We start from the raw sequence: 22,909 nt of genomic DNA on the forward strand, positions 1-22,909 counted from the left end.
CTTCCTGTGGACGAAACCGGTCGAGGAGATTCTCAAGAAAGCTCAACCGAAAACCAACTAACGAAACGCGACACTAGGTGGCGCGAGCGGGGTGGCGGACTGTCAGCGCTGACGCAGGACGAACCGCTGGATCTTTCCGCTCGGCGTCTTCGGCAGCGCGTCGACGAAGTGCACCGTGCGCGGGTAGGCGTGCGCGGCGAAGCCGGTTTTGACCAGTTGCTGCAGCTCGGTCTCCAGAGCGTCGTCGCCGCTGACGCCGTCGGCAAGTACGACGAACGCCTCGAGTACCTCGCCGCGCAGGTCGTCGGGTCGGCCGACGACCGCGACGTCGATGACCGACGGGTGGGTGATCAGGACGCTCTCGACGTCGAACGGGCCGATGCGATACCCGGCCATGATGATGACGTCGTCGTCGCGGGAGCTGAAGAAGAAGTTGCCGTCGGCGTCGAGGTGTCCCGTGTCGCCGGTGAGATACCAACGGCCGTCCTCGGTGTAGCGCGATGCGGTCTTCTCCGGGGCGTCGAGGTATCCGGAGAACCAGTAGCCGGTGCTGGCGGGGACGTCAATCGCGATCTGACCCGTGACGTTGGGTTCGGTGACGGGCGCGCCGGCGTCGTCGACGATTCCTGCGGCGAATCCGGGCATCGGCTGTCCCATGGAGCCGGGGATGAGTGGTCGACGCAGGTCGTCGGCCCAGTGGTTATTGATGAACATGCCGTGCTCGGTCTGGCCGTAGTGGTCGCGGACCTCGGTGCCGAGAGCTGTTCTCGCCCAGGTGATCACGTCGGGCGTCAACGGCTCGCCCGCCGACGATGCTCGACGCAGCGAGAAGCCGTTGATCGCAGGGTTCTTGCTCAGCGAGCGGTACACTGTGGGCGCTGCGGCGAAGTTCGTCACGCCCAGTTCGGTGAGTACCGTGGCGGTCACCTCAGGGGTGAAACCCGCCTGCAGCAACACATTTGGTCGGCCGATTGCCATCGGCCCGAGGATTCCGTAGTACAGGCCGTACGCCCAGCCGGGATCGGCGGCGTTCCAGAAGACGTCGGTGTCGGAGACGTCGAGTCCGTAGCGCATGTAGCAGGAGAACGACGCCAGCGCGCGTAGCGGAACGGGCACGCCCTTCGGCGCGCCGGTAGTGCCGCTGGTGAACAGCAGGATCAGCGTGCCGTCGCCGCCGACCGCGACGGAGTGGTCGAGGGGATCGTTGTCGGCGATGAGAGCGTCGAACTGCTCGCCCGCGACGATGGTCGTGAGGCCGTCGATGTCGTCGAGCTTCGACGCCTGGCTCGGTTCGGTGATCACGATGGAGGCGCCGCCCGCCCGCAGTCGCATCTCGATCGCGGGGGTGGCGAAGGCGGTGAAGAGTGGAATGTAGACGGCCCCGAGTCGGGCGAGTGCCAGCAGCGAGACGACGAGCTCGGTGCGCTTGCCCATGAGCACCCCTACGCGGTCGCCGCGCTCGACACCCATACCGGCGAGCGCGGTGGCGAGGCGTCGGGACTCCGCTGCGAGCTGGCCGTAGGTGATCTCGACAAGCTCGATCAGCGGGGGTTGCTCGATCAGCGGGGCCTGCTCGATCAGCGGGGGCTGCTCGGCGTGCGTGGAGTGCGGGGGTTGCTTGGCCTGCGGGGGCTGCTCGGGCTGCGCAGAATCCCGCAGCGAAACGGTGGTGAACGCGACGGATTCGGGGTCGTGGCGGTCCACCAGCAGCGACGCAGCGTTGGCGTCGGGTGAGCCGAAAAGCTCCAGCCAGGCGTCGAGGTCGGCGGTGACAGCCGGGGTCAACTGTGCCTGAATCGACTCGCGTCGCGCGCGGTCGTCGGCCAAGGATGTCTGTGTCATATCCACACCTTTACTGCCAGAGTAAGCTGAATCACATTCGAGGAGTGATTCTCGAATGCGACGTCGCATGGGCAGAACCCCCCGAAGAGGGGTCAGGAGGTAGGTGGTGACATGGCTGAGTCGTTGACAGCGCCGGTCACCGATGCGTTGCGTCGTCTGCGTCGCGGCACGGGTGTGTCGTTGGCGTTCGGTGGTGTGGTGCACGGCTCGCGCGGTCTGCGTCTCCGACATTTCGTCGGCGACACCTACGGTGCGTTGAACGGCGTTGCCGTTGATGCCGGGCACGGACTCGGCGGCAAGGTCATCGCGCTCAATCGCCCGATGGTCGTCGACGACTATCTGCGTACCCCGCGGATCACCCATCGGTACAACGCGATCATCGCGGCCGAGGGCCTGCGTGCGATGGCGGCCGCCCCGGTCATCGTCGGACGCAGGCCTATCGCGGTGATCTACGGGGCATTGCGGACTGACGAGGCCATCGGCGATCGGACGCTAGACGCACTCGCCGTCGAGGCGCGTGAACTCGAACAGCAGATCGTCGCCTCGCGCGCGGCGGTCGCCGCCGACGCCGCTGTGGGCGATGGATTTCGAGATCGGATCACCGAGGCCTACGCGCAGCTCCGCACTCTGGCACGAGACGTCGACGACGACGCCGTTGCCGATCAGATCGCACGCATCTCCGACCTCCTGCTCGACGGTGAGTCGGACGAATCGACGACACTCACCCTGACCCGTCGCGAACAGGATGTGGTCACCCTCGCTGCACTCGGCTACACCAATGCGAGAATTGCCGAGGAGCTGAATATTGGGGTGCAGACTGCCAAGGGATACATGAAAGACGTCTTGCGCAAACTCGGCGCGTCGAGCCGGCTGGAAGCCGTTGTCATTGCTCGACGCTCAGGGCTACTTCCGTAGCTATGGCCGGAAACACGTCGGTTCCCGGAGCATCGGTCGCGGCGCGAACTCTCGCTCTACTCAGTGCATTCGACGCGTCACACCGTGCGCTGACGCTCAGCGAGATGGCACAGCGCGCCGATCTCGCGGTACCCACCGCACATCGGCTCGTCGGCGAGTTGGAACGGTGGGGTGCCCTTGTTCGACGGCCCGACGGGCGGTACGTGATCGGCAGGCGGGTGTGGGATCTCGGGCTGCTGGCGCCGATCCAGACCGGAGTGCGTGAGATCGCCGAACCGTACGTCTACGACCTGTACGCCGCGACAAAGGCGACGGTGCATATCGCGGTGCGCGAGGGAACGTCGGTGCTGTACGTCGATCGGATCTCCGGGAACGAGTCGGTGCCGGTCGTGAGCAAGGTGGGTAGTCGGCTACCGATGCCGCCGACCGGGGTCGGCAAGGTACTGCTTGCCTACGCGCCCAAGGAGATTCGCGATGAGGTCATGGCATCGTTGACGCGGGTTACGCCGCGGACGCTGATCAGCCCGCAGCTCTTGGAACAGCAGTTGCAGCGTGTGCGCGACGAGGGCTACGCGACGACGGCGGAGGAGATGACGGCGGGCGCGTGTTCGATCGCGGTACCGGTGTGGGGGCCCGACGGGGTGGTCGCGGCGCTGGGTGTGGTGGTCGGGACTCTTCGCGGAAATCGCCCGCGGCTTCTCGCGGCGCTGCAGGTCGCGGCGCGGGGCATCGGGCGGCAGCTCGGCGCTCCGGGGTCGGTTCCGCCCGGGCGCGCTGGGGTCGCGGACAGCGCGTAGGTGGTCTCGACAAGCTCGACCAGCGGGGGAGGGCTCGACCAGCGGTTGGGTGGTCTCGACAAGCTCGACCAGCGGGGGAGGGCTCGACCAGCGGTTGGGGCTCGACCAGCGGGGCAAGCTCGGCCGGCGGTGGGGTGGTCTCGACAAGCTCGACCAGCGGATGGGGCTCGACCAGCGGATGGGTGGTCTCGACAAGCTCGACCAGCGGATGGGGCTCGACCAGCGGATGGGGCTCGACCAGCGGGGCAAGCTCGACCAGCGGTTACGTTTCCTCCGCGAAGGTCTGCTGTGCGATGCGGAAGGCCGTATTGGCATCGGGCACACCGCAATAGATCGCGGACTGCATGATGACTTCCTTGATCTCGTCCAGGGTCAGTCCGTTGCGGCGGGCGGCGCGCAGGTGCATCGCGAGTTCTTCGTGGTGTCCGCGGGCGATGAGCGCGGTCAGCGTGATCATCGAGCGGCTGCGGCGGTCGAGGCCGGGGCGCGTCCAGATGGTGCCCCACGCGTACTCGGTGATAAACTCCTGGAACTCACGAGTCAGATCGGTTGCGGCGGCGGTCGCGCGGTCGACATGGGCGTCGCCGAGCACCTCGCGTCGTACTGTCATGCCGTCGTCGTAGCGGCTCATCGGGGCCTCTCTGCTAGTCGGGTTCGGGTCAGCTCTTGTGCTCTGCTCAGCGTCGCGTCGACGAGAAGTGGTGCGACGCCGACATTTTGACCACTCGATTCATGGCCTGCAAGCTCGGCCATCGATCGTTGTTCGGACAACACCGAAGTCCCGGCGGCCGACAGGTTGAACGCCATCGCGTCCGCATGAACGTTGAGATTGCGTACCAGTTCCGTGGTCTGCGATGCCGCTACTACGCTGCGCCGCAGCAGGATTCGCAGCGTCGACCATTCCGCGTGCCAGCCGCCGGGTGTGCGCTCGTCCACGGCGTCGGCCGACGCGAGTTGCAGCGTCGACGCCAGTGCGTCCGCGTGTTCGTGGTTTCGAGTTGACCGGCGAACCGGTGCGCGCCCTCAACAACGTCACCCGCGGATTCGCCTCCGTCCCCGTGCGGATCTCCTGACGCTGCTTATCAGCACACGTCCTTACCATCACCACCATCCGAGAAAGAGACCAGACAATGACCGAAACACGTGCGGCAGTTATCGAATCCACTGGTGCGCCGTTCACCATCGACACGATCACCCTCGACGAACCGCGCGCAGACGAGGTCGTGGTCCGCATCGTCGCGGCGGGCCTGTGCCATACGGACCTCGTGGTCCAGGGCGGCGCCATTCCGTTCAAGTTCCCCGGAGTTCTCGGCCACGAGGGAGCGGGCATCGTCGAACGTGTGGGCAGTGGCGTCACCAAGGTGAATCCGGGTGACAAGGTGCTGCTCAGCTTCACCAGTTGCGGGCGGTGCGTGAAGTGCCGGGCAGGGCATCCCGCGTACTGCCTCGAGTTCGTGCCACGCAACCTCATCTGCGGTACGCGGCCCGACGGCAGCGCACCGCTACACCGAGGCGACGAGGAGATCGGTGGCAGCTTCTTCGGGCAGTCGTCGTTCGCCGAGGTTGCTTTCGTGACCGAGCGCAGCGTCGTCAAGGTCGCCGACGACCTGTCCGATGAGGATCTGTCGGTCATCGCGCCGCTCGGCTGCGGTGTGCAGACCGGCATCGGCGCGATCTGGAACATCTTGAAGCCAGAACCCGGGTCGACCATCGCCGTGTTCGGGAATGGCGCCGTTGGCTTGTCGGCGATCTACGCGGCGTCGCAGACCCCCGACGCCACGATCGTCGCGATCGATCTGGTCGCCGAGCGTCTGGAGACGGCGCGGGAGTTCGGCGCCACCCACACCATCAACGCGTCGACACAGGATGTGGCAGAAGAACTCGGCGAACTCACCGGAGGACTCGGACTCGATTACGCCGTCGAGACCACAGGGGTGCCCGCGGTGCTCAAGACAGCGGTTCTGGCGCTCGGAGTCGACGGCACCTGCGGTGTCATCGGAGCACGTCGCTGGTGCAGAGGTCTCGCTCGGTGTCCAAGACATGCTGGTGGGTAAGAAGGTCATCGGCATCACCGAGGGCGACAGCGAACCCGAGACGCTCCTGCCGGTGCTCGTCGAGCTGTATCGGAGCGGATCATTCCCGCTGCGCTCGATCGTGGCGCACTACAAGCTCGATGAGATCAATTCCGCGACCGACGATATGCACCACGGCAAGACCATCAAACCGGTTATTCGACTTTGATCGTGAAGGGTTGGGCGGGTCTGCGGCTCGATGCCGCAGACCCGTCGTCGTTTCTCGTTAGGTGCCCGCGCCTCGTCAGTGCTCGCGCAGTTTGTCGATGAGGTCGTCTTTCTTCAGGTCCGAGTAATTGTGGAGCCCGAGTTCCTTTGCCCGCGAGCGCAGTTCGTCGACGGTCCAGTCGTCGTACGATCCGGACTCGCCGCCCTTCTCGCCGATCTTCGAACGGCCCTGCGCGGCAGCGGCATTGGCGATGCGGGCGGACTTCTCCTTGGAGTTGCCCTCGTCGCGAAGCTTCTCGTAGAGCTCGTCATCTTTGATGGACGGGCCGGGATCGCGCTCTGGCATGGCTGCCTCCTCGTCGGATTGAATCTCGGATTGGGGCGTTTTCCACGCTACGCGCCGAGCGGGTACGCGACGACGTGCTCACGATCGCGACACGACAAGGTCGGCGATAATCCGCCTCTAGCAGCGGTGGAGTGCCTACCCTCGGGTACGGGGGTCCTGCAATCTACGGCGACGAAGGGCACAAGGCATGGGCGAGAAGAAGGCGATCAAACGTCTGCAGAAGCAGATCGGCGAACTCCAACAGAGCCTCGACGATGTGCGGAAGTTGGCAGAGAAGCAACTCGGCAAAGCAGCGAGCGAAACCGACGCGCTGCGTCGAGAACTCTTGAAGCGCATCGGAGCGATCTCCGGTGATTCCGACGACAAGAAGGTCGAGTCGTCGGACGCGCCGCGGGCCGTCGTCGCACCGAAACCCACACCGAGCGCGTCGGCCTCGAAGCCGAAGCCCGCCGCGAGTGTGAAGCCCGCTGAGTCGAAGACAGCCGTGCCAAAGACTGCGGCATCAAAGACTGCGGCACCCAAGACGTCGACACCGAAAACTGCGGCACCCAAGGCCAAGCCGTCTGGGACCACGCAGGCGGCGAAGTCGACGGGAGCCAAGTCGCCGACGGTCAAGGAGTTGCGCGAGCAGGCTAAGGCCAAGGGCATCAAGGGTTACTCGTCGATGACCAAGGCGGAGTTGCTGAGCGCGGTCGGCGGAGCGTGACCTCCGCCCGTAACCCGTGGTGACGTTTACCGGACAGAGACGACCGACACGGTGTCGTCCTTGGTGTTGGTGATATAGACGAGGCTGCCCGCATGATTCACGGTCAGACCACCGGGAAACTGGCCCACGGGAACAGTCTCGATCACCTTGTTCGACGTCGTGTTGATCACCGATATCGTGCAGTCGGCCATGTTTGAGACGTAGAGCCTCGACCCGTCAGGACTTGTAACAGCGTCGACTGACCAACGTCCAGTGGGAATCGACTGGGTGATCGTGTTGGTTGCGGTATCGATTACCGACACAGCGCCCCCGGTGTAGTTCGCCGAAATCACGTACACGGTTTTTCCGTTCGGAGCGCACGCGATTGCCGCGGGTCCTTCGCCGTCGGGTGTCGTCCCGATCATGACAGTCGCTTTGACGACGTTGTCGATCGCGTCGATCACGCTGATCGTGCCGTCGTTGATATTCGCGACGTATGCCCGGGACCCGTCGGGTAGGAACGTAACTCGTTGCGGAGTCTCTCCGACGGCGATTGTGGTGCTAGTCGCGGTATTTGACGTCGTGTCGATCAGGGTGAGTGAGTTGTAGCCGACTATGACGTACGCGAACTTCCCGTCGGGGTCGACGCTCACACTTTGTGGCGAAGAGGTGAAGCCGATCCGTTTGGTGACGAGATTGGTTGTTGTGTCGATGACCGTGACAGTCTTGTCGCCAGTCACTGCGATGTACGCCGCGCCATTCGATCCGATCGACACACTCTGCGTGAAATGGCCGATCGGGATTGTGCCCAGCAGCGTATTGCGCGTGGTGTCGATCACCGAGATACTCCCCGCCGCGTCCGTGTGGCCGTTATTGACAACGTAGGCGCGCTTGCCGTCTCGGGTCAGCGAGATGTCGATCGGGTACTCGCCTACTGGGATGGATGCGATGACTTTGCTCACGGCGCCTCGGTTCTCGCGAGATTGATCTTCCTCATGTCGACGTTCTCATCGCGACGTCGCGACGGCGCGCGTATCGCACTACTCAATTGTGGGCCAAGATTGTTCGTCTCAACATGAGATCGCCCTCGCGAAGCCAACCATCATTCATGCGGTTCATCGCATACTGGGATGGGGAATCCGGGGGACACGCCGCACCGTCGTGCGGCCCAAAGGAGGCCAGGTATGAAAGCGCTCGTCTATCACGGTCCGGGAAGCAAGGCGTGGGAGGACGTTCCAGATCCTGTTCTGAAGGACCCGACCGATGCGATCGTCCGAGTCGAGACGACGACCATCTGCGGCACCGATCTACACATTCTCTCCGGCGACGTACCCGCGGTGACCGATGGGCGCGTGCTCGGGCACGAGGGGGTCGGCGTCGTCACCGAGGTGGGGCCGGAGTGCACCCGCGTCAAAGTTGGTGACCGCGTCATCATTTCGTGCGTCACCAAGTGCGGCTACTGCGAATACTGCAAGCAAGGGATGACGTCGCACTGCCAGACGGTCGGCGGAATCGGGTGGATCTTCGGGCATCTCATCGATGGCACGCAGGCCGAGTTCGTGCGTGTTCCGTTCGCCGACAACGGACTCATCCCGCTACCGGCGGGAGTCACGGCAGAGCAGGGCGTGATGCTCAGCGACATCCTCCCGACCGGTTTCGAGATCGGTGTGCTCTACGGGGCCGTCAAGGAAGGCGACGTGGTGGCCGTGATCGGTGCGGGGCCGGTGGGTCTCGCGGCGGTGATGACCGCTCGCTCGCGCGGGGCGTCGAAGGTCATCGCGGTGGACGGCAACAAGTTTCGTCTTGAGCGCTCACTGGACTTCGGTGCGACCGACACCATCGACATTCTCGCGGGAGGCAACGTCGTCGAACAGATCAAGGAACTCAGTCGCGGCGGGCTCGGTGTCGACGTCGCAATCGAAGCGGTCGGTCTCGGCCCCGCGTTCCGCACGTCGCTCGACTGTCTGCGCCCCGGCGGACATCTCGCGAACGTCGGTGTGCACGGGAAGCCCGTCGAATTTCCGATCGATCGGGATTGGATCAACAACCTGACGCTGACGACCGGCCTGGTCAACGCGACGACGGCTCCCGAACTGCTCACGGAGATCGAAGAGGGAAAGATCGCGCCCGAGAAGTTCGTGACGCATCACTTCACCTTCGACGAGTTCGATCGGGCCTACGACACCTTCTCCAACGCTGCCGACGAGCACGCACTGAAGGTGATCATCAGCAACGGGTGACAATGGTGAGGTGACGATCGAAGGACTGTCCGAACGCTCGGGCGACGTGACGACGACGCTGTCGGCAAGCCGGTGGCAGCAGTTCGCCGCCGTGGTGGACGGTCCGTTGCCGCAGATCGCCGAACGCTTCTCGAAGTTTTTGGCATCGGCGCATCCGCACGACGCGCTGATCATCTACACCCGCGAGTGCACCGGCCGCCCACGCAAGGTGGCCGGTGCCCCGGCGGTTGTCGAGCGTGCGACCATCGCCGAACTCGACGCGATCAAAGAGTCGGTTCAACGAGGTGACACGCTGCGCGGACAGGCGGTAGTCGGCGGAGCGCGTCGAAGAATTCTCGCGGTCCGCGATGCCACCGACACGTTGCTGGTGCTGGTACCCAAGTCGGCAAAGTCGCAGGCCACAAGCATCGATGAACTCCTGACCGCCTGGTTCGCGCTGGTGGCGACGTCGATCCGGCAGCAGGTAGCCCAGGCGAGTCCCGACTATCTGGCCGAGTCGCGGGCGGCGTCGACCGAACGGGCTCGGACGATCACCCAACTGACCGAAACACACGAGGACACGTTGTCGTCGGTTCTCGGGACGCTGCGTTCGCGAGACCTCGACGACGCCGTCGCGCGCACGGTCGCGGCGGAGACGGCGTCGGCCGCATTGATTGCGCTGCGGTCGGTCGGTGACACCGATCGCGCGCTTGCGACCGAACCGATCGGCGTTGCCTTTCGACGGCTCCGGGCTGAACTCGAACCGGTGCTGCGTGACCTCGACGCCGACGTCGAGTTTGTGGAGCCGGGGGTCGACGCGACGTTGTCGGGCGAGATCGCGCACGCCGCGAGAGCCATCGTGCGCGCGGTCGCCGTGGCCGTAGCCGCACAACCGGCCGTCGAACGGTTGCGGGTGGCGTGGGAAATCAGTGGTGACGATCTGGTCGTCGACGTGCGTGATCGGGGTCGCGGTGAACTCGACGGCGACGCGTTGTCGCGACAGCTCGCAGGACGGTTGCGTGCGGTTGATGGGACGCTGGACGTCGAGTCGCTTGCCGGGTGGGGGAGTAGGGTGTGCGCTCGAATTCCGTTGGAAGCGAATGTCTCTCGTCCCGAGAAGGATCTGCTCGCGTCGTTGAATCCGCGTGAACTCGAGGTGCTTGGGCATCTCGCGCTCGGTCGGCGGAACAAGGCCATCGCCGCGGAGCTCGGGGTGAGTGAGAGCACTATCAAGTTCCACGTCGCGGCGATTCTGCAGAAGCTGCAGGTGTCCAACCGCGGCGAAGCCGGCCTGCTCGCCGCGGGCGCGGGGATCACGGCGGGGTGATCTCGACAAGCTCGATCAGCGGGTGGGGCTCGATCAGCGGTATGGGGCTCGATCAGCGGTTGGAGCGCTCGATCGGTGGTGGGGCGCTCGATCGGCGGGTGGGGTGATCTCGACAAGCTCGATCAGCGGTTGGGGGCGCTCGATCAGCGGTTGGGCGCTCGATCAGCGGGTAGGGCTCGATCAGCGGTTGGGGCGCTCGGTCGGCGGTGGGGCGCTCACACCCCAGTGATGCCGTAGGTGTGGATCTTGCGGTAGATCGAGCTGCGCGACATGCCAAGCACTTGCGCGGCGCGGGCTCGGTTGCCGCCGCATTCTCCGAGCACACGGACGATAGCGTCGCGCTCGGTGATCTCCAGGGTGGTGAGCACCCGGTGGGCGGTGGTTCGGCAGAAGCCGGGGAGGTCCTCGGGTTGTATCTCTCCGACAGGACGTCGATGAAGCGCGGACTCGAGCGCTGTGTGTAGTTGTGTCAGGTTCTGCGGCCACGAGTAGGCCGAGATGACGCGCATGGCCTGCGGGCTGATCCGGGTATTACGTTGCGGTGCAATCGACTTCAAGATGCGATCGACGAGGAGTTGCAGGTCTGGCCCGCGAAGCCGCAGGGGCGGCAACGTGACCGAATGGTCGAATCGTGCGACCAGGCCGCCGTAGGTCGTGGCCGTCGTCGAAGGGCGCGACGACGAGGTCGCGGCGAGAATGTATCCGGCGGCCACGGCGTCGTCGATGACGGACCGCAACTCCTGTGGAACCTGTGCGGGGAGGCTGTCGATGTGTCGCAGGACCAGGAGGCCGCGACCATCAGCAGGAGTTGGCGGGGACGTGGTCTGCGTAGTCTGTCGGGGGTCCGCTGCGTCGATGACAACGATTGGGGCCGTGGGGCTCTCGATGCGGAATGCGTCCGTGAGGATCGAGAGGCGCCCGCTTCCCGGCTCGCCCAGGACGATCACGCTGGTGTTTCGCGTAAGCGAATGTGCGACCTCGTTGTACGCCGAGATCCAGCTGGGACTGCGCATGCCGCCCGCGGAGATCGTCGGCAATGATGCAATCCGGGAGTCGGTCTCGTCGGCCCCGCGATTGCCGAACCGATCCTCGTCGAGCACGGCCACCACTCCAACGACGTCACCCCGGCTTGTGATGTGTTTGGTCCGCATTCGGATCTGCCGCCCGCTGTCGAGCGTGACCGTGTGCAGGGCGTTGTCGTGTTTGGACATGAGGTACTCGGCGTACTGGCCGATGATCGCCTGCTCGTCGGGGTTCAGCAGCGACCGTGCGGCCTCGTTCGCCATCACGGTCTCACCCAGGGCGATCACAGCGCGACCCGGTCGCGCGGAGGCACGCAGATACGTCTCGAATACCGCGCGCGTGTCCTGGCTCCGGTCGAGGAGGAGGTTGCGGCTGATGTCGGTTGCTGCCGAGCGCACCAGAGCATCGACAAGGCTGTTCCAACTCTCCGCCAACATGCTCGCGTCGAGAACCCCGGCAACCCGCCCGGTCAGCGGATCGAGAATGGGCGCACCCGTGCAGGCGAACTGAACGAGCGACTGGTTGAAGTGTTCGGAGCCGACGACGCTGACCGGCGCACCCACCTCGAACACCGTGCCCACGCCGTTGGTCCCGATGGCGCTCTCCTCGAACGAGTACCCGCGGTCGAAGTCCACGCGGTCGAGGACTCGCCCGACCGCCGTCGAACAATCGCGGCGGTCGACGATCCTGGCCTGGGCGTCGGTGAGAGCGATGGTGACGGGAACGTCGGACATGTCGCCGGTGAGTCGCTCGAGTACCGGTCGGGCGCAGCGTGCCAGACGCGAGTCGAAGTCGATGTCGTCGTGGAAGGCGACCGTGTACTTGTCGGCATCGAGTCCGGCGGAAGCGCTCCTCGACCAGGACGCCGCCACGACGTCGCCGACGCCGGCGGCTCCTGCGGTCCGTACTCCAGAAAATCGGCGCGAGCAGCAGCGATACGGAGTTGCTCGTCCCGCCTGTCACGCACGTCGGCGACTCCTTCCTGCCCTGAGGTGCACCAGTGTGACGCACGGCACAGCCCATTATTCATTGGTCGACGTCTCTGCGGCCACCACCGACCGGACAGGTTTGCTGTCCCAATTTGGGACACCTCAGATTTGTGAGACAGCACAAACATTCTCCACTACGTGACCACAATCACATCAATGGAGGAGCACGATGTCAGACAAGACGCTCGACGCTGTGGTGATCGGAGCCGGCGTGGCCGGTCTCTACCAACTGCATCAGCTACGCGAACAGGGCCTCGACGTTCGGGCCTTCGACACCGCGTCCGGTGTCGGCGGGACGTGGTACTGGAACCGCTACCCCGGCGCGAAGTTCGATTCGGAGGCCTACATCTACCAGTACCTATTCGACGAGGACCTCTACAAAGGCTGGAGCTGGAGTAGCCGATTCCCCGGCCAGAGCGAGATCGAGGAGTGGCTCAACTATGTCGCGGATGCGCTCGACCTTCGGCGCGACATCTCGTTCGACACCACGATCACGAGCGCCGTATTCGACGAGGACACCAACCGCTGGACCGTGACCACCGACAGCGGCGAGACCATCGACACCCAATACCTCGTCACATGCTGCGGAATGCTCTCGGCGCCGATGGCCGACATCTTCCCGGGACAGAGCGACTTCGCCGGCGAGATCTTCCACACCGCGCGTTGGCCGCGTGACGGCGTCGACCTGTCGGGCAAGCGGGTCGGCGTCATCGGCAACGGAGCGACGGGCATCCAGGTCATCCAGACGATCGCCGATCAGGTCGGCCAACTGAAGGTGTTCATCAGGACGCCGCAGTACGCGCTGCCGATGAAGAACCCCAGCTACGGTCCCGACGATGTCGCTGCGTACAAGTCGCGCTTCGACGAGCTGAGGGAGAACCTGCCGAACACGTTCACGGGTTTCGAATACGACTTCACCGTCGCCTGGGCTGATCTCACGCCCGAGCAGCGTCGAGCACGTCTGGAAGCCGACTACGAGAACGGGTCGTTGAAACTCTGGTTGGCGTCCTTTGCCGAGATCTTCTCCGACGAGGAGGTCAGTGAGGAGGTCTCGGAGTTCGTGCGCGAGAAGATGCGCGCTCGACTGCAGGACCCGGAGCTGTGCGAGCTGCTGATCCCCTCCGACTACGGTTTCGGTACCCACCGCGTTCCGTTGGAGTCCGGTTATCTCGAGGTGTATCACCGCGACAACGTTCAGGCGGTGCCCGTCAAGAACAATCCGATCGCGAGGATTGTCCCCGAGGGAATCGTGCTCGAGGATGGATCACTCCACGAACTCGACGTGATCGTCATGGCGACCGGCTTCGATGCAGGCACAGGCGCACTGACGCGGATCGACATTCGTGGACGTGACGGACGTTCCCTCCGTGAGGACTGGGGCCGTGACATCCGCACGACCATGGGCCTGATGGTGCACGGCTATCCAAATCTGCTGACCACCGGCGCGCCGCTCGCGCCGTCGGCCGCCTTGTGCAACATGACGACCTGTCTGCAGCAGCAGACCGAATGGATCAGTGATGCGATCCGGCACATGCGTGCCAACGGCAAGTCGGTCATCGAGCCCACTGAAGAGGGGCAGGACGCGTGGGTGGCCCACCACGACGAACTGGCAGACGCCAACCTCATCTCCAAGACGAACTCCTGGTACGTCGGCTCGAACGTCCCGGGCAAGCCGCGCCGCGTTCTCTCGTACGTCGGCGGGGTCGGGGCTTACCGTGCCGCGACATTGGAGGCCGCAGCAGCAGGTTACAAGGGGTTCTCCCTGTCATGACGAAAAGTGTTGTTAATCAGAGAAATTCATCGAAAGGACAGATGAGATGACAAGTTCAGTCACTGGAGTCGACCGTGGTGTACTCAAGCGGTCGGACGACGCCATTCTGAAATCAGCAGTCGACGCAGACATGCCCGTGGCGGGCGTGGTGGCGATGGTGACGGATCGGAACGGCAACATCTACGAGGGTGCCGCAGGCAAGCGTCGAATCGACGGCGACGCCGCGATCACCACCAACGACGTCTTCGCTCTCTTCTCGACCACGAAGGCGATCACCGCGACCGCGGCATTGCAGCTCGTCGAAGAGGGCGCACTCGACCTCGACGCTCCCGCATCCGAGTACGCGCCCGAGATCGGCGAATTGCAGGTGATCGAGGGCTTCGGCGACGACGGTGCGCCACAGCTGCGCGCGCCGAGGTCGATTCCGACGACGCGCCAACTCCTCACACACACAGGAGGTTTCGGGTACGACTTCTTCGACGAGGTCTACTCCCGACTGGCCGACGAACAAGGTCAGCCCAGCGTCATCACCGCAACGAAAGCCGCACTCACGACGCCTCTGCTCTTCGATCCGGGCGAGCGGTGGCAATACGGCACCAACCTCGACTGGGTCGGGCAGGTCGTCGAGCGCCTTCGCGGTAAGCGACTCGGCGAGGTATTCGAGGAACGGATCTTCCCGCCCCTGGGTATCCAGAACATGAGTTTCGTTCTGCGAGAGGACTTCCGCTCGCGTCTTGCGGAGATGCATGCGCGCAATGCCGACGGCACGTTGACGCCGATGGACTTCGAGTTGCCGACGCCACCGGAGGTCGATTTCGGTGGGCACGGGCTCTATGGCACCGTCGGTGACTACATGAGGTTCATCCGGATGTGGCTCAACGACGGAGCCGGTGAACACGGCCGTGTGCTCAAGCAGGAGACCGTCGAGATGGCGGTTCAGAACCACCTCGGCGATCTACCGGTGACCATGCTGCCCGGCGTGATCCCGTCATTGTCCAACGACGCGGAATTCTTTCCGGGCCAATCGAAGTCGTGGTCGTTGCCGTTCATGATCAACAACGAAGAGGCACCCACAGGTCGACCTGCTGGGGCGCTGGGCTGGGCAGGCCTTGCGAACCTCTTCTACTGGATCGATCGAGAGAACGGCTACGGCGGCTTCTGGGCGACGCAGATACTGCCGTTCGGTGATCCGACGTCGTTCACGAAGTACATGGACTTCGAGACCGCGCTGTACCGGTCGCTGGACCACTAGGACCGTCGAACGTCATTCCTGTACTTTCGACCAGGTAGAACCATCCATTCGGATGGATGCATGTCTCGTGCCATGCCACAAGACTGTGTTGAGTACAAGGTTCTCACCATCGAGAGGTTGAAAGCGGAATGTCGCAGACGGTCAAGGGAGTCATCTCGCGTAGCAAGGGCGCGCCAACGGAACTCGTCGACGTGGTGGTGCCCGACCCCGGGCCCAACGACGTCGTCGTGGATATCCAGGCGTGCGGTGTCTGCCATACAGATCTCGCCTACAAAGAGGGCGGCATCAACGACGAGTATCCGTTCCTCCTCGGGCACGAGGCCGCGGGCGTCGTCGAGGCGATCGGTTCGGATGTCACTCACGTCGAGGTCGGCGATTTCGTCGTCCTGAACTGGCGTGCGGTGTGTGGTGAGTGTCGGGCGTGCAAGCGCGGGAAGCCCTGGTACTGCTTCGACACCCACAACGCGTCGAAGTCGATGACGCTCACCGACGGCACCGAACTGATGGCTGCGCTGGGTATCGGCGCGTTCATCGAGAAGACCCTCGTTCACGAGGGGCAGTGCACCAAGGTCAATCCCGAGACCGATCCCGCGGTCGCCGGCCTGCTCGGTTGCGGCGTGATGGCGGGCCTCGGCGCGGCGATGAACACCGGCAACGTCGGTCGCGGAGACTCCGTCGCCGTCATCGGTTGCGGTGGCGTCGGCGACGCCGCGATCGCCGGTGCCCGACTGGCCGGTGCCACCAAGATCATCGCGATCGACCGCGATCCGGCAAAACTGCAGTGGGCAACCGAACTCGGCGCAACTCACACCATCAATGGTGCAGAGGTCGACGACGTGGTGACCGCCGTCCAGGACCTGACCGACGGCAACGGGGTTGACGTCGTCGTTGACGCCGTCGGGCGACCGGAAACGTGGAAGGAAGCCTTCTACGCCCGCGACCTCGCCGGAACCGTTGTGCTCGTTGGTGTTCCGACACCCGAGATGAAGCTCGAGATGCCGCTCGTCGACTTCTTCTCGCGCGGCGGATCGCTCAAGTCGTCGTGGTACGGCGATTGCCTGCCCGAGCGCGACTTCCCGATGCTCATCGACCTCTATGAGCAGGGTCGACTCCCGCTCGACAAGTTCGTCACCGAGCGCGTCGGACTCGGCGACGTCGAGGCAGCGTTCGAGGCGATGAAGGGCGGCAAGGTGCTTCGCTCGGTGGTAGAGCTGAAGTCATGAGCAACGCGAGCATCGACAACGTCGTCACGTCCGGCACCTTCTCGCTCGACGGCGGGACGTGGGACGTCGACAACAACGTCTGGATCGTCGGCGACGACAGTGAGGTCGTCATCATCGACGCCGCGCACAGCGCAAAGCCGATCCTCGACGCTGTCGGCGACCGGACCGTCAAGGCGATCGTGCTGACCCACGGCCACAACGACCACATCACCGTGGCTCCGGAGTTGTCGAAGGAGACCGGCGCGCCCATCCTGCTGCACCCCGGCGACACCATGCTGTGGAAGGAAACGCACCCCGACGTGACGCCCGGCAACCTCGACGACGGGCAGGAAATCGACGTCGCGGGAACGTCGTTGAAGGTCATCAATACGCCGGGGCACTCGCCGGGCTCGTCGGTGATCTACGCGCCGGAGCTCGGTGTGTTGTTCAGTGGCGACACGCTGTTCCAGGGTGGACCGGGAGCGACAGGACGGTCGTTCTCGAGCTTCCCGAAGATCATCGAGTCCATCAAGGAAAAGATCTTCGTGCTCGACCCGGAGACCAAGGTCTACACGGGGCACGGAGACGGCACGACGGTCGGTGCCGAGGCGCCGCATCTCGAGGAGTGGATCAAGCGGGGTAGCTGAGCGCGCTCAGAGCCGTGTTTCCGAGTCGCCACGTGAGCTCGGAAACACGGCCTTCTGCCCCGAAAACCTACCCACCTGCGAAGATCCCGAGGGGCGGGCGCGTAACCTCTCCGCGGTGAGTGAAGCCACTGTCCCTTCAACGGGTTCTGCTCCTGTCGATCCCGCTCGACCCGCAGTTCCGCGTAGCCGCATCGTCATCGCATCGATGGTCGGCACGAGTATCGAATTCTTCGACTTCTACATCTATGCGACGGCAGCCGTCCTCGTGTTTCCGACTCTGTTCTTCCCGAAGGGCAACGACACCGCCGCGCTACTCTCGTCGTTCGCGACGTTCGGCCTCGCATTTGTCGCGCGGCCGATCGGTTCGGTGTTGTTCGGACACTTCGGAGATCGCGTCGGGCGCAAGGCGACCCTGGTCGGTTCGCTGCTCACGATGGGTATCGCCACCTTCGCGATCGGGTTGCTGCCGACCTTCTCCCAGATCGGTTATGCCGCACCGGCTCTGCTCGCGCTGTTGCGCTTCTGTCAGGGTCTCGGACTCGGGGGCGAATGGTCGGGGGCCGCGCTGTTGGCCACCGAGACCGCAGAGAAGGGTAAGCGCGCCTGGGCGGCGATGTGGCCGCAGCTCGGTGCGCCGATCGGCTTCTTCTTCGCCAACGGCATCTTCCTGCTGCTGATGCTGGGAATGGACTTCGACGCCAAGAGCGCTGCGACCAACCACGCATTCCTGACCTGGGGTTGGCGAATTCCGTTCCTGGCGAGCGCAATCATGGTGGTCATCGGGCTCTACGTGCGGTTGAAGCTCACCGAGACGCCCGTGTTCGCCAAGGCAGTCGAAGAGGGCAAGAAGGTGCGCGCGCCGTTGGCCGAGGTCGTCAAGACCAGTTGGCGCCCGCTGATCGCCGGCACGTTCATCATGCTGGCCACGTACACGCTCTTCTACATCGTGACCACGTGGACGACGTCGTACGGAACCGGCAAGGTGACCGACGCGTCGGGCGTCAAGCTCTCCATCAGTTACGTCGACTTCCTTGGGCTGCAGCTTATTTCGGTGCTGTTCTTCGCAGCGTGCGTCCCGCTTTCGGGATGGCTCGCCGACCGGTATGGCCGACGTGTGGTGCTTCTGGTCATCACCGGTGCGATCGTCATCTTCGGTCTGTGCTTCGGGTGGCTGCTCAACCCGTCGTCGGTGACCGACGGCGTGATGCTGGGCTTCCTCATCCTGGGTATGGCGCTGATGGGACTGACCTTCGGGCCGATGAGCGCGATCCTGCCGGAGTTGTTCCCGACGAACGTGCGCTACACGGGATCTGGGATCGCCTACAACGTCGCGTCGATCCTCGGCGCTGCCGTTGCGCCGTTCATCGCGACGTGGTTGGTTGCCGACTTCGGTGTGGCGTGGGTTGGGGTTTACCTCGCGGTGGCAGGAGTGCTGACGCTGCTGGCGTTGTGGTCGGTCCAGGAGACGCGGTCGGTGGACTTGTCGGAAGTCTGAGTGTCGGGGTCTGAGCGTCGAACGCGATTCCCTCGGAATCGGGTTTCTGGGGTTGCGATGCGGGAACCATACCTTCATAGTTAGGCAATGCTTACCTCACTTGAGAAGGTCGCGCCATGGGCGATCGGCCTGTTTCGTATCGTCGTCGGCTTCCTGTTCTTCTGTCATGGAGCGTCGACGCTGTTCGGATGGCCGGTCGCGCCGTACGGCGGCGAGACCGCAGCGTTCGGGGCGGGGCCGTCGTGGTGGGCTGCGGCGATTGAGCTGGTCGGCGGCATCCTAGTCATGCTCGGACTCGGCACTCGCGTTGCTGCGTTCATCGGTTCCGGCGCGATGGCCGTCGCCTATTTCTGGAAGCACCAGGGCGACGGTCTGCTGCCCATAGCGAACGAGGGCGACTCGGCCGCGCTGTACTGCTGGGCGCTGTTCCTGTTGGTCTTCATCGGCTCGGGGCGTCCCGCATTGGAGAACGTGCTCGTACGTAAGCGAGTGGAAGAGTCCGACGCCGCAGCATCGCAAGGCTCGGCAGTGCGCACCGCTGCCTGATCAACGCGGGTAACGTCAGCGGGGTGATCGAACCGCTGAGCTCGGGCGAACGGCAGTGAGCGGGACGCGGGCCGCCGGGGCGGAGCGTGCGTTCTCGACGTCGCTGAAACGCTTGCTGCCACCCGCGTTCCGCGGTTACCAGCGCGGGTGGTTGCGGGCGGATGTGCTCGCGGGCGTCACGCTCGCGGCCGTCGCCATTCCGGAATCGATGGGCTACAGCACAATTGCTCACGTTCCGGTGGTTGCGGGAATCTATACGATCATCCTTCCCACGATCGTGTTCGCCATTCTGGGTGCCTCACGGCTCATGGTGACCGGTGCCGACTCGGCAACGGCGGCGATCATCGGGTCGGGTATCGCGGGTATCGGAGTCGCTGGACTGCAACCGAACTCGCGGGAATGGTTGGGCTTCGCGTCGCTGATCGCTATCGTGGCAGGCCTGATGCTGGCAGTGGCCAGGGTCGCGCGACTGGGGTTTCTCGGCGACTTCCTGTCCACCGCTGTGCTCGTCGGTTTCCTTGCGGGTACCGGGATCAGTGTGCTGACCGGGCAGATTCCGGGAATGCTCGGAGTCTCCGGGAGCGATGGTCGGATTTGGGAGCGCTGGGAACACCTGGCGCGAGAACTCGGCTCCATCAAATGGACTGCGGTGGCGTTCGCCGCTGCGACGCTGCTGTTGCTGATCGTAGGTAAGCGGTGGGCGCCCCGAATTCCGATGCCGGTCATCGTGGTGGTGGCGTCGATCGTGTTGGTGTATGTGTTCAACTGGTCCGACGACGTCCCGGTGATCGGTGAATTGCACGGCGGCTTCCCCGAATTCGGGCTTCCCGACAACGTCACGTGGCGTGACATACCGAAAGCCGCGACGGTCGCGATCGGCTGCGCGGTGGTCATTCTCGCCCAAAGTGCTGCCACAGCACGAAGTTTCGCACAGCGTCACGGCGAGGATGCCGACGTCAATCGCGATATCGTCGGATTGTCGGCGGCCAACATCGTGGCGGGCTTCTCGTCGACCTTTGTGGTCAACGGCAGCCCAACCAAGACCGAACTGCTCGAATCCGAACACGGTCGGACCCAGCTCGCCAACATCACGATGGCGCTGATCGCGCTGATCGTCGTGGTCTTCTTCGACGGCGCGCTCGCCTACATGCCGCACGCCGTGTTGTCGGCGATCGTCGCCGTGGTGGCGGTGCGGCTGATCGACGTCGACCAGTTCCGTCGAATGTGGCGAGTGTCGAAGTACGAGTTCGCTATTGCCGTTCTGACCGCCGTGGTGGTGTTGGTCTTCGGTGTGCAGAACGGTGTGGTCGTTGCGATGGGTGTGTCGCTGCTGGCGATAGTGCGCAGGCAATACCGTCCCGAGCGGTTCGTGGTCGGCGTCTCCGACCACGGACGTCGTCGCCGATACGAGTCGGCGAAGCCTGGCGCCGAGTCGATGCCGGGACTCATCGTGTTCCGTTATGACGCAGATCTGTTCTATGCCAACGCCAGTCGATTCTCCGACGAGGTGGCTGCGCTGGTTCGGGCGGCACCACATCCGGTGCGTTGGCTGGTACTCGACTGCACAGTGATCGGCGACGTCGACTACACAGCGTCGGTCATGCTGAAGGACCTGATCACCTTCGTGCACAAGCGAAATGCTCACTTCGTCCTCGCGGGCGTCGACCCAGAACTCGGCGACACACTCTCCGATGAGGGAGTGCTCTCGGAGCTGAACTCCGACCACGTGTACCCGACGGTCGGCGCCGCGGTGCGTGCGTACGAGGCGGAGTATCCCGACGCGGTAGCAACCGCGCGGTCGGAGGGCTCGTCGGATGTATCGCCGGATGCATGGAAGCAGGAGTCGTGAAACTCGGGCAGGTCGTCGAAGCGTCGGCGCAGATGGCTGCGACCCGATCACGCAAGCTCAAGACCACCGCATTGGTGGATCTCCTTGGTGCTGCGTCGAAGGACGAACTGCCGATCGTGGTCACGTGGCTCTCCGGTGAAGTGCCGCAGGGCAAGTTGGGTGTCGGGTGGCGGTCGTTGGCGAGCCTCGACGTCGACGGCACCGAGGAGCCGAGACTTGATGTGGTCGATGTCGACGACGCGTTTGAGCAGCTCGCTGCGGCCAGGGGGACGGGGTCAGCGGCACTCAGAAGTAGCGTGTTGACAGAGCTTTTCACGAGTTCGACGCCGCCCGAACAGGACTTCCTGAAACGGTTGCTGACCGGCGAGTTGCGGCAGGGATCGTTGGCGGGGCTGATGGTCGACGCGGTGGCGCAAGCGACGGGTCAGCCCGTCGACTCGGTGCGACGCGCGCACATGCTGACCGGATCACTATCGGAGACAGCGGTATTGGCTGCACATGGCGGCGACGAGGCGCTGCGTGGAGTGCGGCTACAGGTCGGACGCGCGATCGCACCGATGCTTGCGACTCCCGCCGACGACCTGCCGAGCGCGCTTGCCGACCTCGGCCCCGACGTCGTTGTCGACTTCAAACTCGACGGTGCACGAATTCAGGTGCACCGTAACGGCGGTGACGTGCGGGTGTTCACCCGCACGTTGCGGGACGTGACCGATAGGGTGCCCGATCTTGTCGAGGTTGTGCTCGGGTTGCCCTGTGAGACAGTCATTCTCGACGGTGAAACGTTGATGCTCAGCGACGACGGCCGGCCGCGACCGTTCCAGGAGACCATGAGCCGGTTCGGGTCTGCCGCAGACGAGGCGAACCCTCGACTGCTGCAACCGTTCTTCTTCGACTGCCTCCATCTCGACGGCCGTGATCTGATCGACCTGCCGCTGTCGGAACGACTCGCGGCACTGGATTCGGTGGCACCGGGTCTCCGCATTCCGTCTGTGGTCGACCCCGATGTCGAAGCGGCACAGGCACAATTCGCCGCGGCCATAGCGGAAGGCCACGAAGGGGTCATGGTCAAGTCGCGCAGCGGTGCGTACGCGGCTGGCCGTCGTGGCCGGACGTGGCAGAAGGTCAAACCGGTGCACACTCTTGATCTAGTAGTACTCGCCGCCGAGTGGGGATCGGGGCGTCGACGCGGCTGGCTATCAAATCTGCACCTGGGCGCACGCGACCCCGACGGCGGGCCGCCGGTGATGGTCGGCAAGACGTTCAAGGGCCTGACCGACGAGATATTGCGTTGGCAGACAGAGGAGTTCCCCAAGTACGAGCAGTCGCGTACGGAGTGGGCGGTGTTCCTGCGGCCGGAGATAGTCGTGGAGATCGAACTCGACGGTGTGCAGCGCAGTTCAAGGTATCCGGGCGGAGTTGCCCTGCGGTTCGCCCGGGTGCTGCGGTATCGGCCCGACAAGACCGCCGCCGCCGCCGACACCATCGACGCCGTCCGCGCGCTGCTGCCGTAGGGGGCGCTGGTCGAGCCGGCCACCGTTGGTCGAGCCGCACCTCGCCGGTCGAGGTAACCCAGCTGGTCGAGCGCACCACCGCTGGTCGAGCTTGTCGAGACCACCTCACCCCACTGGTCGAACCCAGCCACCCCGCTGGTGATTTCGACTCGGCTGCTCGCTCCGCTCGCGGCCGGCTCAATCAGCGGAAAGGGCCCCACGCGCGGGCCGGGTGCTGACCCCGCTGGTCGAGCTTGTCGAGACCACCTCACCC

General features: G+C 64.4%; 21 protein-coding genes. 16 read left to right on the top strand and 5 right to left on the bottom strand.

What is annotated here, in order from left to right:
* Positions 1-102 precede the first annotated feature (102 nt).
* A complete protein-coding gene (locus A5788_RS04210; RefSeq protein ID WP_082938018.1) occupies positions 103-1,842 on the bottom strand; it encodes an AMP-binding protein in 1,740 nt (579 codons plus the stop codon).
* 111 nt (positions 1,843-1,953) lie between these two features.
* Between A5788_RS04210 and A5788_RS04215 the strand changes: the two genes are divergently transcribed.
* Positions 1,954-2,757 carry a LuxR C-terminal-related transcriptional regulator gene (locus A5788_RS04215; RefSeq protein ID WP_064867461.1) on the top strand — a complete coding sequence of 268 codons (804 nt, stop codon included), beginning with the start codon at positions 1,954-1,956 and terminating at the stop codon, positions 2,755-2,757.
* 2 nt (positions 2,758-2,759) lie between these two features.
* Positions 2,760-3,554, top strand: coding sequence for an IclR family transcriptional regulator (locus A5788_RS04220; protein WP_064867459.1), 795 nt, complete (start codon positions 2,760-2,762; stop codon positions 3,552-3,554).
* Between the two features lie 262 nt (positions 3,555-3,816).
* Here the strand turns inward: A5788_RS04220 and pcaC are convergent, their stop codons facing one another.
* Positions 3,817-4,185: a 4-carboxymuconolactone decarboxylase gene (gene pcaC, locus A5788_RS04225; RefSeq protein WP_064867457.1), complete on the bottom strand. Its 369-nt coding sequence runs from the start codon at positions 4,183-4,185 to the stop codon at positions 3,817-3,819.
* Positions 4,186-4,370: 185 nt separating this feature from the next.
* Here pcaC and A5788_RS24020 point away from each other — a divergent pair, with 185 nt between their 5' ends.
* The 3 genes from A5788_RS24020 (at position 4,371) to A5788_RS24230 (ending at position 5,795) form a co-directional block, all read left to right on the top strand.
* Positions 4,371-4,556, top strand: coding sequence for a hypothetical protein (locus A5788_RS24020; protein WP_197494551.1), 186 nt, complete (start codon positions 4,371-4,373; stop codon positions 4,554-4,556).
* A gap of 128 nt (positions 4,557-4,684) precedes the next feature.
* Entirely contained in the window at positions 4,685-5,608 is a 924-nt protein-coding gene (locus A5788_RS04235; RefSeq protein ID WP_231894237.1) for an NAD(P)-dependent alcohol dehydrogenase, read from the top strand.
* Positions 5,595-5,795, top strand: a complete 201-nt coding sequence (locus A5788_RS24230; protein WP_231894238.1) for a hypothetical protein — start codon at positions 5,595-5,597, stop codon at positions 5,793-5,795. Before A5788_RS04235 ends, A5788_RS24230 begins: the two co-directional genes overlap by 14 nt.
* 75 nt (positions 5,796-5,870) lie before the next feature.
* Here the strand turns inward: A5788_RS24230 and A5788_RS04240 are convergent, their stop codons facing one another.
* Complete coding sequence (locus A5788_RS04240) at positions 5,871-6,140, bottom strand: DUF7218 family protein (RefSeq protein WP_064867453.1); 270 nt, start codon at positions 6,138-6,140, stop codon at positions 5,871-5,873.
* A 187-nt stretch (positions 6,141-6,327) separates the two neighbouring features.
* On the opposite strand from A5788_RS04240, the gene A5788_RS04245 reads away from it, so the two are divergent.
* The gene (locus A5788_RS04245) at positions 6,328-6,846 is read left to right on the top strand and encodes a Rho termination factor N-terminal domain-containing protein (protein ID WP_064867451.1); all 519 of its coding nucleotides are present in this window, start codon (positions 6,328-6,330) and stop codon (positions 6,844-6,846) included.
* A 26-nt stretch (positions 6,847-6,872) separates the two neighbouring features.
* Here A5788_RS04245 and A5788_RS04250 read toward each other — a convergent pair whose 3' ends face one another.
* On the bottom strand, positions 6,873-7,787 hold the full coding sequence (locus A5788_RS04250; RefSeq protein ID WP_064867449.1) for a beta-propeller fold lactonase family protein: 915 nt from the start codon (positions 7,785-7,787) through the stop codon (positions 6,873-6,875).
* Positions 7,788-8,009: 222 nt separating this feature from the next.
* Between A5788_RS04250 and A5788_RS04255 the strand changes: the two genes are divergently transcribed.
* Both A5788_RS04255 and A5788_RS04260 read left to right on the top strand, forming a co-directional pair.
* Positions 8,010-9,065, top strand: a complete 1,056-nt coding sequence (locus A5788_RS04255) for a zinc-binding dehydrogenase (RefSeq protein WP_064867447.1) — start codon at positions 8,010-8,012, stop codon at positions 9,063-9,065.
* Positions 9,066-9,075: 10 nt separating this feature from the next.
* Positions 9,076-10,371 (top strand): helix-turn-helix transcriptional regulator, encoded by a 1,296-nt coding sequence (locus A5788_RS04260; RefSeq protein WP_231894239.1) that lies wholly within the window; start codon positions 9,076-9,078, stop codon positions 10,369-10,371.
* Between the two features lie 215 nt (positions 10,372-10,586).
* Here A5788_RS04260 and A5788_RS04265 read toward each other — a convergent pair whose 3' ends face one another.
* Positions 10,587-12,266, bottom strand: coding sequence for a sigma-54-dependent Fis family transcriptional regulator (locus A5788_RS04265; protein WP_231894240.1), 1,680 nt, complete (start codon positions 12,264-12,266; stop codon positions 10,587-10,589).
* A 286-nt stretch (positions 12,267-12,552) separates the two neighbouring features.
* Between A5788_RS04265 and A5788_RS04270 the strand changes: the two genes are divergently transcribed.
* The 8 genes from A5788_RS04270 (at position 12,553) to A5788_RS04305 (ending at position 22,656) form a co-directional block, all read left to right on the top strand.
* Positions 12,553-14,154, top strand: a complete 1,602-nt coding sequence (locus tag A5788_RS04270) for a flavin-containing monooxygenase (protein ID WP_064867445.1) — start codon at positions 12,553-12,555, stop codon at positions 14,152-14,154.
* Between the two features lie 46 nt (positions 14,155-14,200).
* A complete protein-coding gene (locus tag A5788_RS04275) occupies positions 14,201-15,406 on the top strand; it encodes a serine hydrolase domain-containing protein (protein WP_049699091.1) in 1,206 nt (401 codons plus the stop codon).
* Between the two features lie 128 nt (positions 15,407-15,534).
* Complete coding sequence (locus tag A5788_RS04280) at positions 15,535-16,629, top strand: S-(hydroxymethyl)mycothiol dehydrogenase (protein WP_049699090.1); 1,095 nt, start codon at positions 15,535-15,537, stop codon at positions 16,627-16,629.
* Positions 16,626-17,255, top strand: a complete 630-nt coding sequence (locus tag A5788_RS04285) for an MBL fold metallo-hydrolase (protein WP_049699089.1) — start codon at positions 16,626-16,628, stop codon at positions 17,253-17,255. Before A5788_RS04280 ends, A5788_RS04285 begins: the two co-directional genes overlap by 4 nt.
* A 205-nt stretch (positions 17,256-17,460) precedes the next feature.
* Positions 17,461-18,750, top strand: coding sequence for an MFS transporter (locus A5788_RS04290; RefSeq protein WP_331710811.1), 1,290 nt, complete (start codon positions 17,461-17,463; stop codon positions 18,748-18,750).
* A gap of 87 nt (positions 18,751-18,837) precedes the next feature.
* The gene (locus tag A5788_RS04295) at positions 18,838-19,296 is read left to right on the top strand and encodes a DoxX family protein (RefSeq protein ID WP_049699087.1); all 459 of its coding nucleotides are present in this window, start codon (positions 18,838-18,840) and stop codon (positions 19,294-19,296) included.
* A gap of 55 nt (positions 19,297-19,351) precedes the next feature.
* Positions 19,352-21,145: a SulP family inorganic anion transporter gene (locus A5788_RS04300; protein WP_049699086.1), complete on the top strand. Its 1,794-nt coding sequence runs from the start codon at positions 19,352-19,354 to the stop codon at positions 21,143-21,145.
* Entirely contained in the window at positions 21,142-22,656 is a 1,515-nt protein-coding gene (locus tag A5788_RS04305; protein WP_082938019.1) for an ATP-dependent DNA ligase, read from the top strand. The genes A5788_RS04300 and A5788_RS04305 overlap by 4 nt, the downstream gene beginning before the upstream one ends.
* Positions 22,657-22,909: the final 253 nt, after the last annotated feature.

The sequence above is a fragment of the Gordonia sp. 852002-50816_SCH5313054-c genome, assembly GCF_001665925.1.
Taxonomy (GTDB): Bacteria; Actinomycetota; Actinomycetes; order Mycobacteriales; family Mycobacteriaceae; genus Gordonia; species Gordonia jacobaea.

Excerpts from the sequence above, each read along its gene's own strand:
- A5788_RS04210 (WP_082938018.1), bottom strand. The coding sequence starts at position 1,842 with ATGACACAGACATCCTTGGCCGACGACCGCGCGCGACGCGAGTCGATT.
- A5788_RS04215 (WP_064867461.1), top strand. The coding sequence starts at position 1,954 with ATGGCTGAGTCGTTGACAGCGCCGGTCACCGATGCGTTGCGTCGTCTG.
- A5788_RS04220 (WP_064867459.1), top strand. The coding sequence starts at position 2,760 with ATGGCCGGAAACACGTCGGTTCCCGGAGCATCGGTCGCGGCGCGAACT.
- pcaC (WP_064867457.1), bottom strand. The coding sequence starts at position 4,185 with ATGAGCCGCTACGACGACGGCATGACAGTACGACGCGAGGTGCTCGGC.
- A5788_RS24020 (WP_197494551.1), top strand. The coding sequence starts at position 4,371 with ATGAACGTTGAGATTGCGTACCAGTTCCGTGGTCTGCGATGCCGCTAC.
- A5788_RS04235 (WP_231894237.1), top strand. The coding sequence starts at position 4,685 with ATGACCGAAACACGTGCGGCAGTTATCGAATCCACTGGTGCGCCGTTC.
- A5788_RS24230 (WP_231894238.1), top strand. The coding sequence starts at position 5,595 with ATGCTGGTGGGTAAGAAGGTCATCGGCATCACCGAGGGCGACAGCGAA.
- A5788_RS04240 (WP_064867453.1), bottom strand. The coding sequence starts at position 6,140 with ATGCCAGAGCGCGATCCCGGCCCGTCCATCAAAGATGACGAGCTCTAC.
- A5788_RS04245 (WP_064867451.1), top strand. The coding sequence starts at position 6,328 with ATGGGCGAGAAGAAGGCGATCAAACGTCTGCAGAAGCAGATCGGCGAA.
- A5788_RS04255 (WP_064867447.1), top strand. The coding sequence starts at position 8,010 with ATGAAAGCGCTCGTCTATCACGGTCCGGGAAGCAAGGCGTGGGAGGAC.
- A5788_RS04270 (WP_064867445.1), top strand. The coding sequence starts at position 12,553 with ATGTCAGACAAGACGCTCGACGCTGTGGTGATCGGAGCCGGCGTGGCC.
- A5788_RS04275 (WP_049699091.1), top strand. The coding sequence starts at position 14,201 with ATGACAAGTTCAGTCACTGGAGTCGACCGTGGTGTACTCAAGCGGTCG.
- A5788_RS04280 (WP_049699090.1), top strand. The coding sequence starts at position 15,535 with ATGTCGCAGACGGTCAAGGGAGTCATCTCGCGTAGCAAGGGCGCGCCA.
- A5788_RS04285 (WP_049699089.1), top strand. The coding sequence starts at position 16,626 with ATGAGCAACGCGAGCATCGACAACGTCGTCACGTCCGGCACCTTCTCG.
- A5788_RS04290 (WP_331710811.1), top strand. The coding sequence starts at position 17,461 with ATGGTCGGCACGAGTATCGAATTCTTCGACTTCTACATCTATGCGACG.
- A5788_RS04295 (WP_049699087.1), top strand. The coding sequence starts at position 18,838 with ATGCTTACCTCACTTGAGAAGGTCGCGCCATGGGCGATCGGCCTGTTT.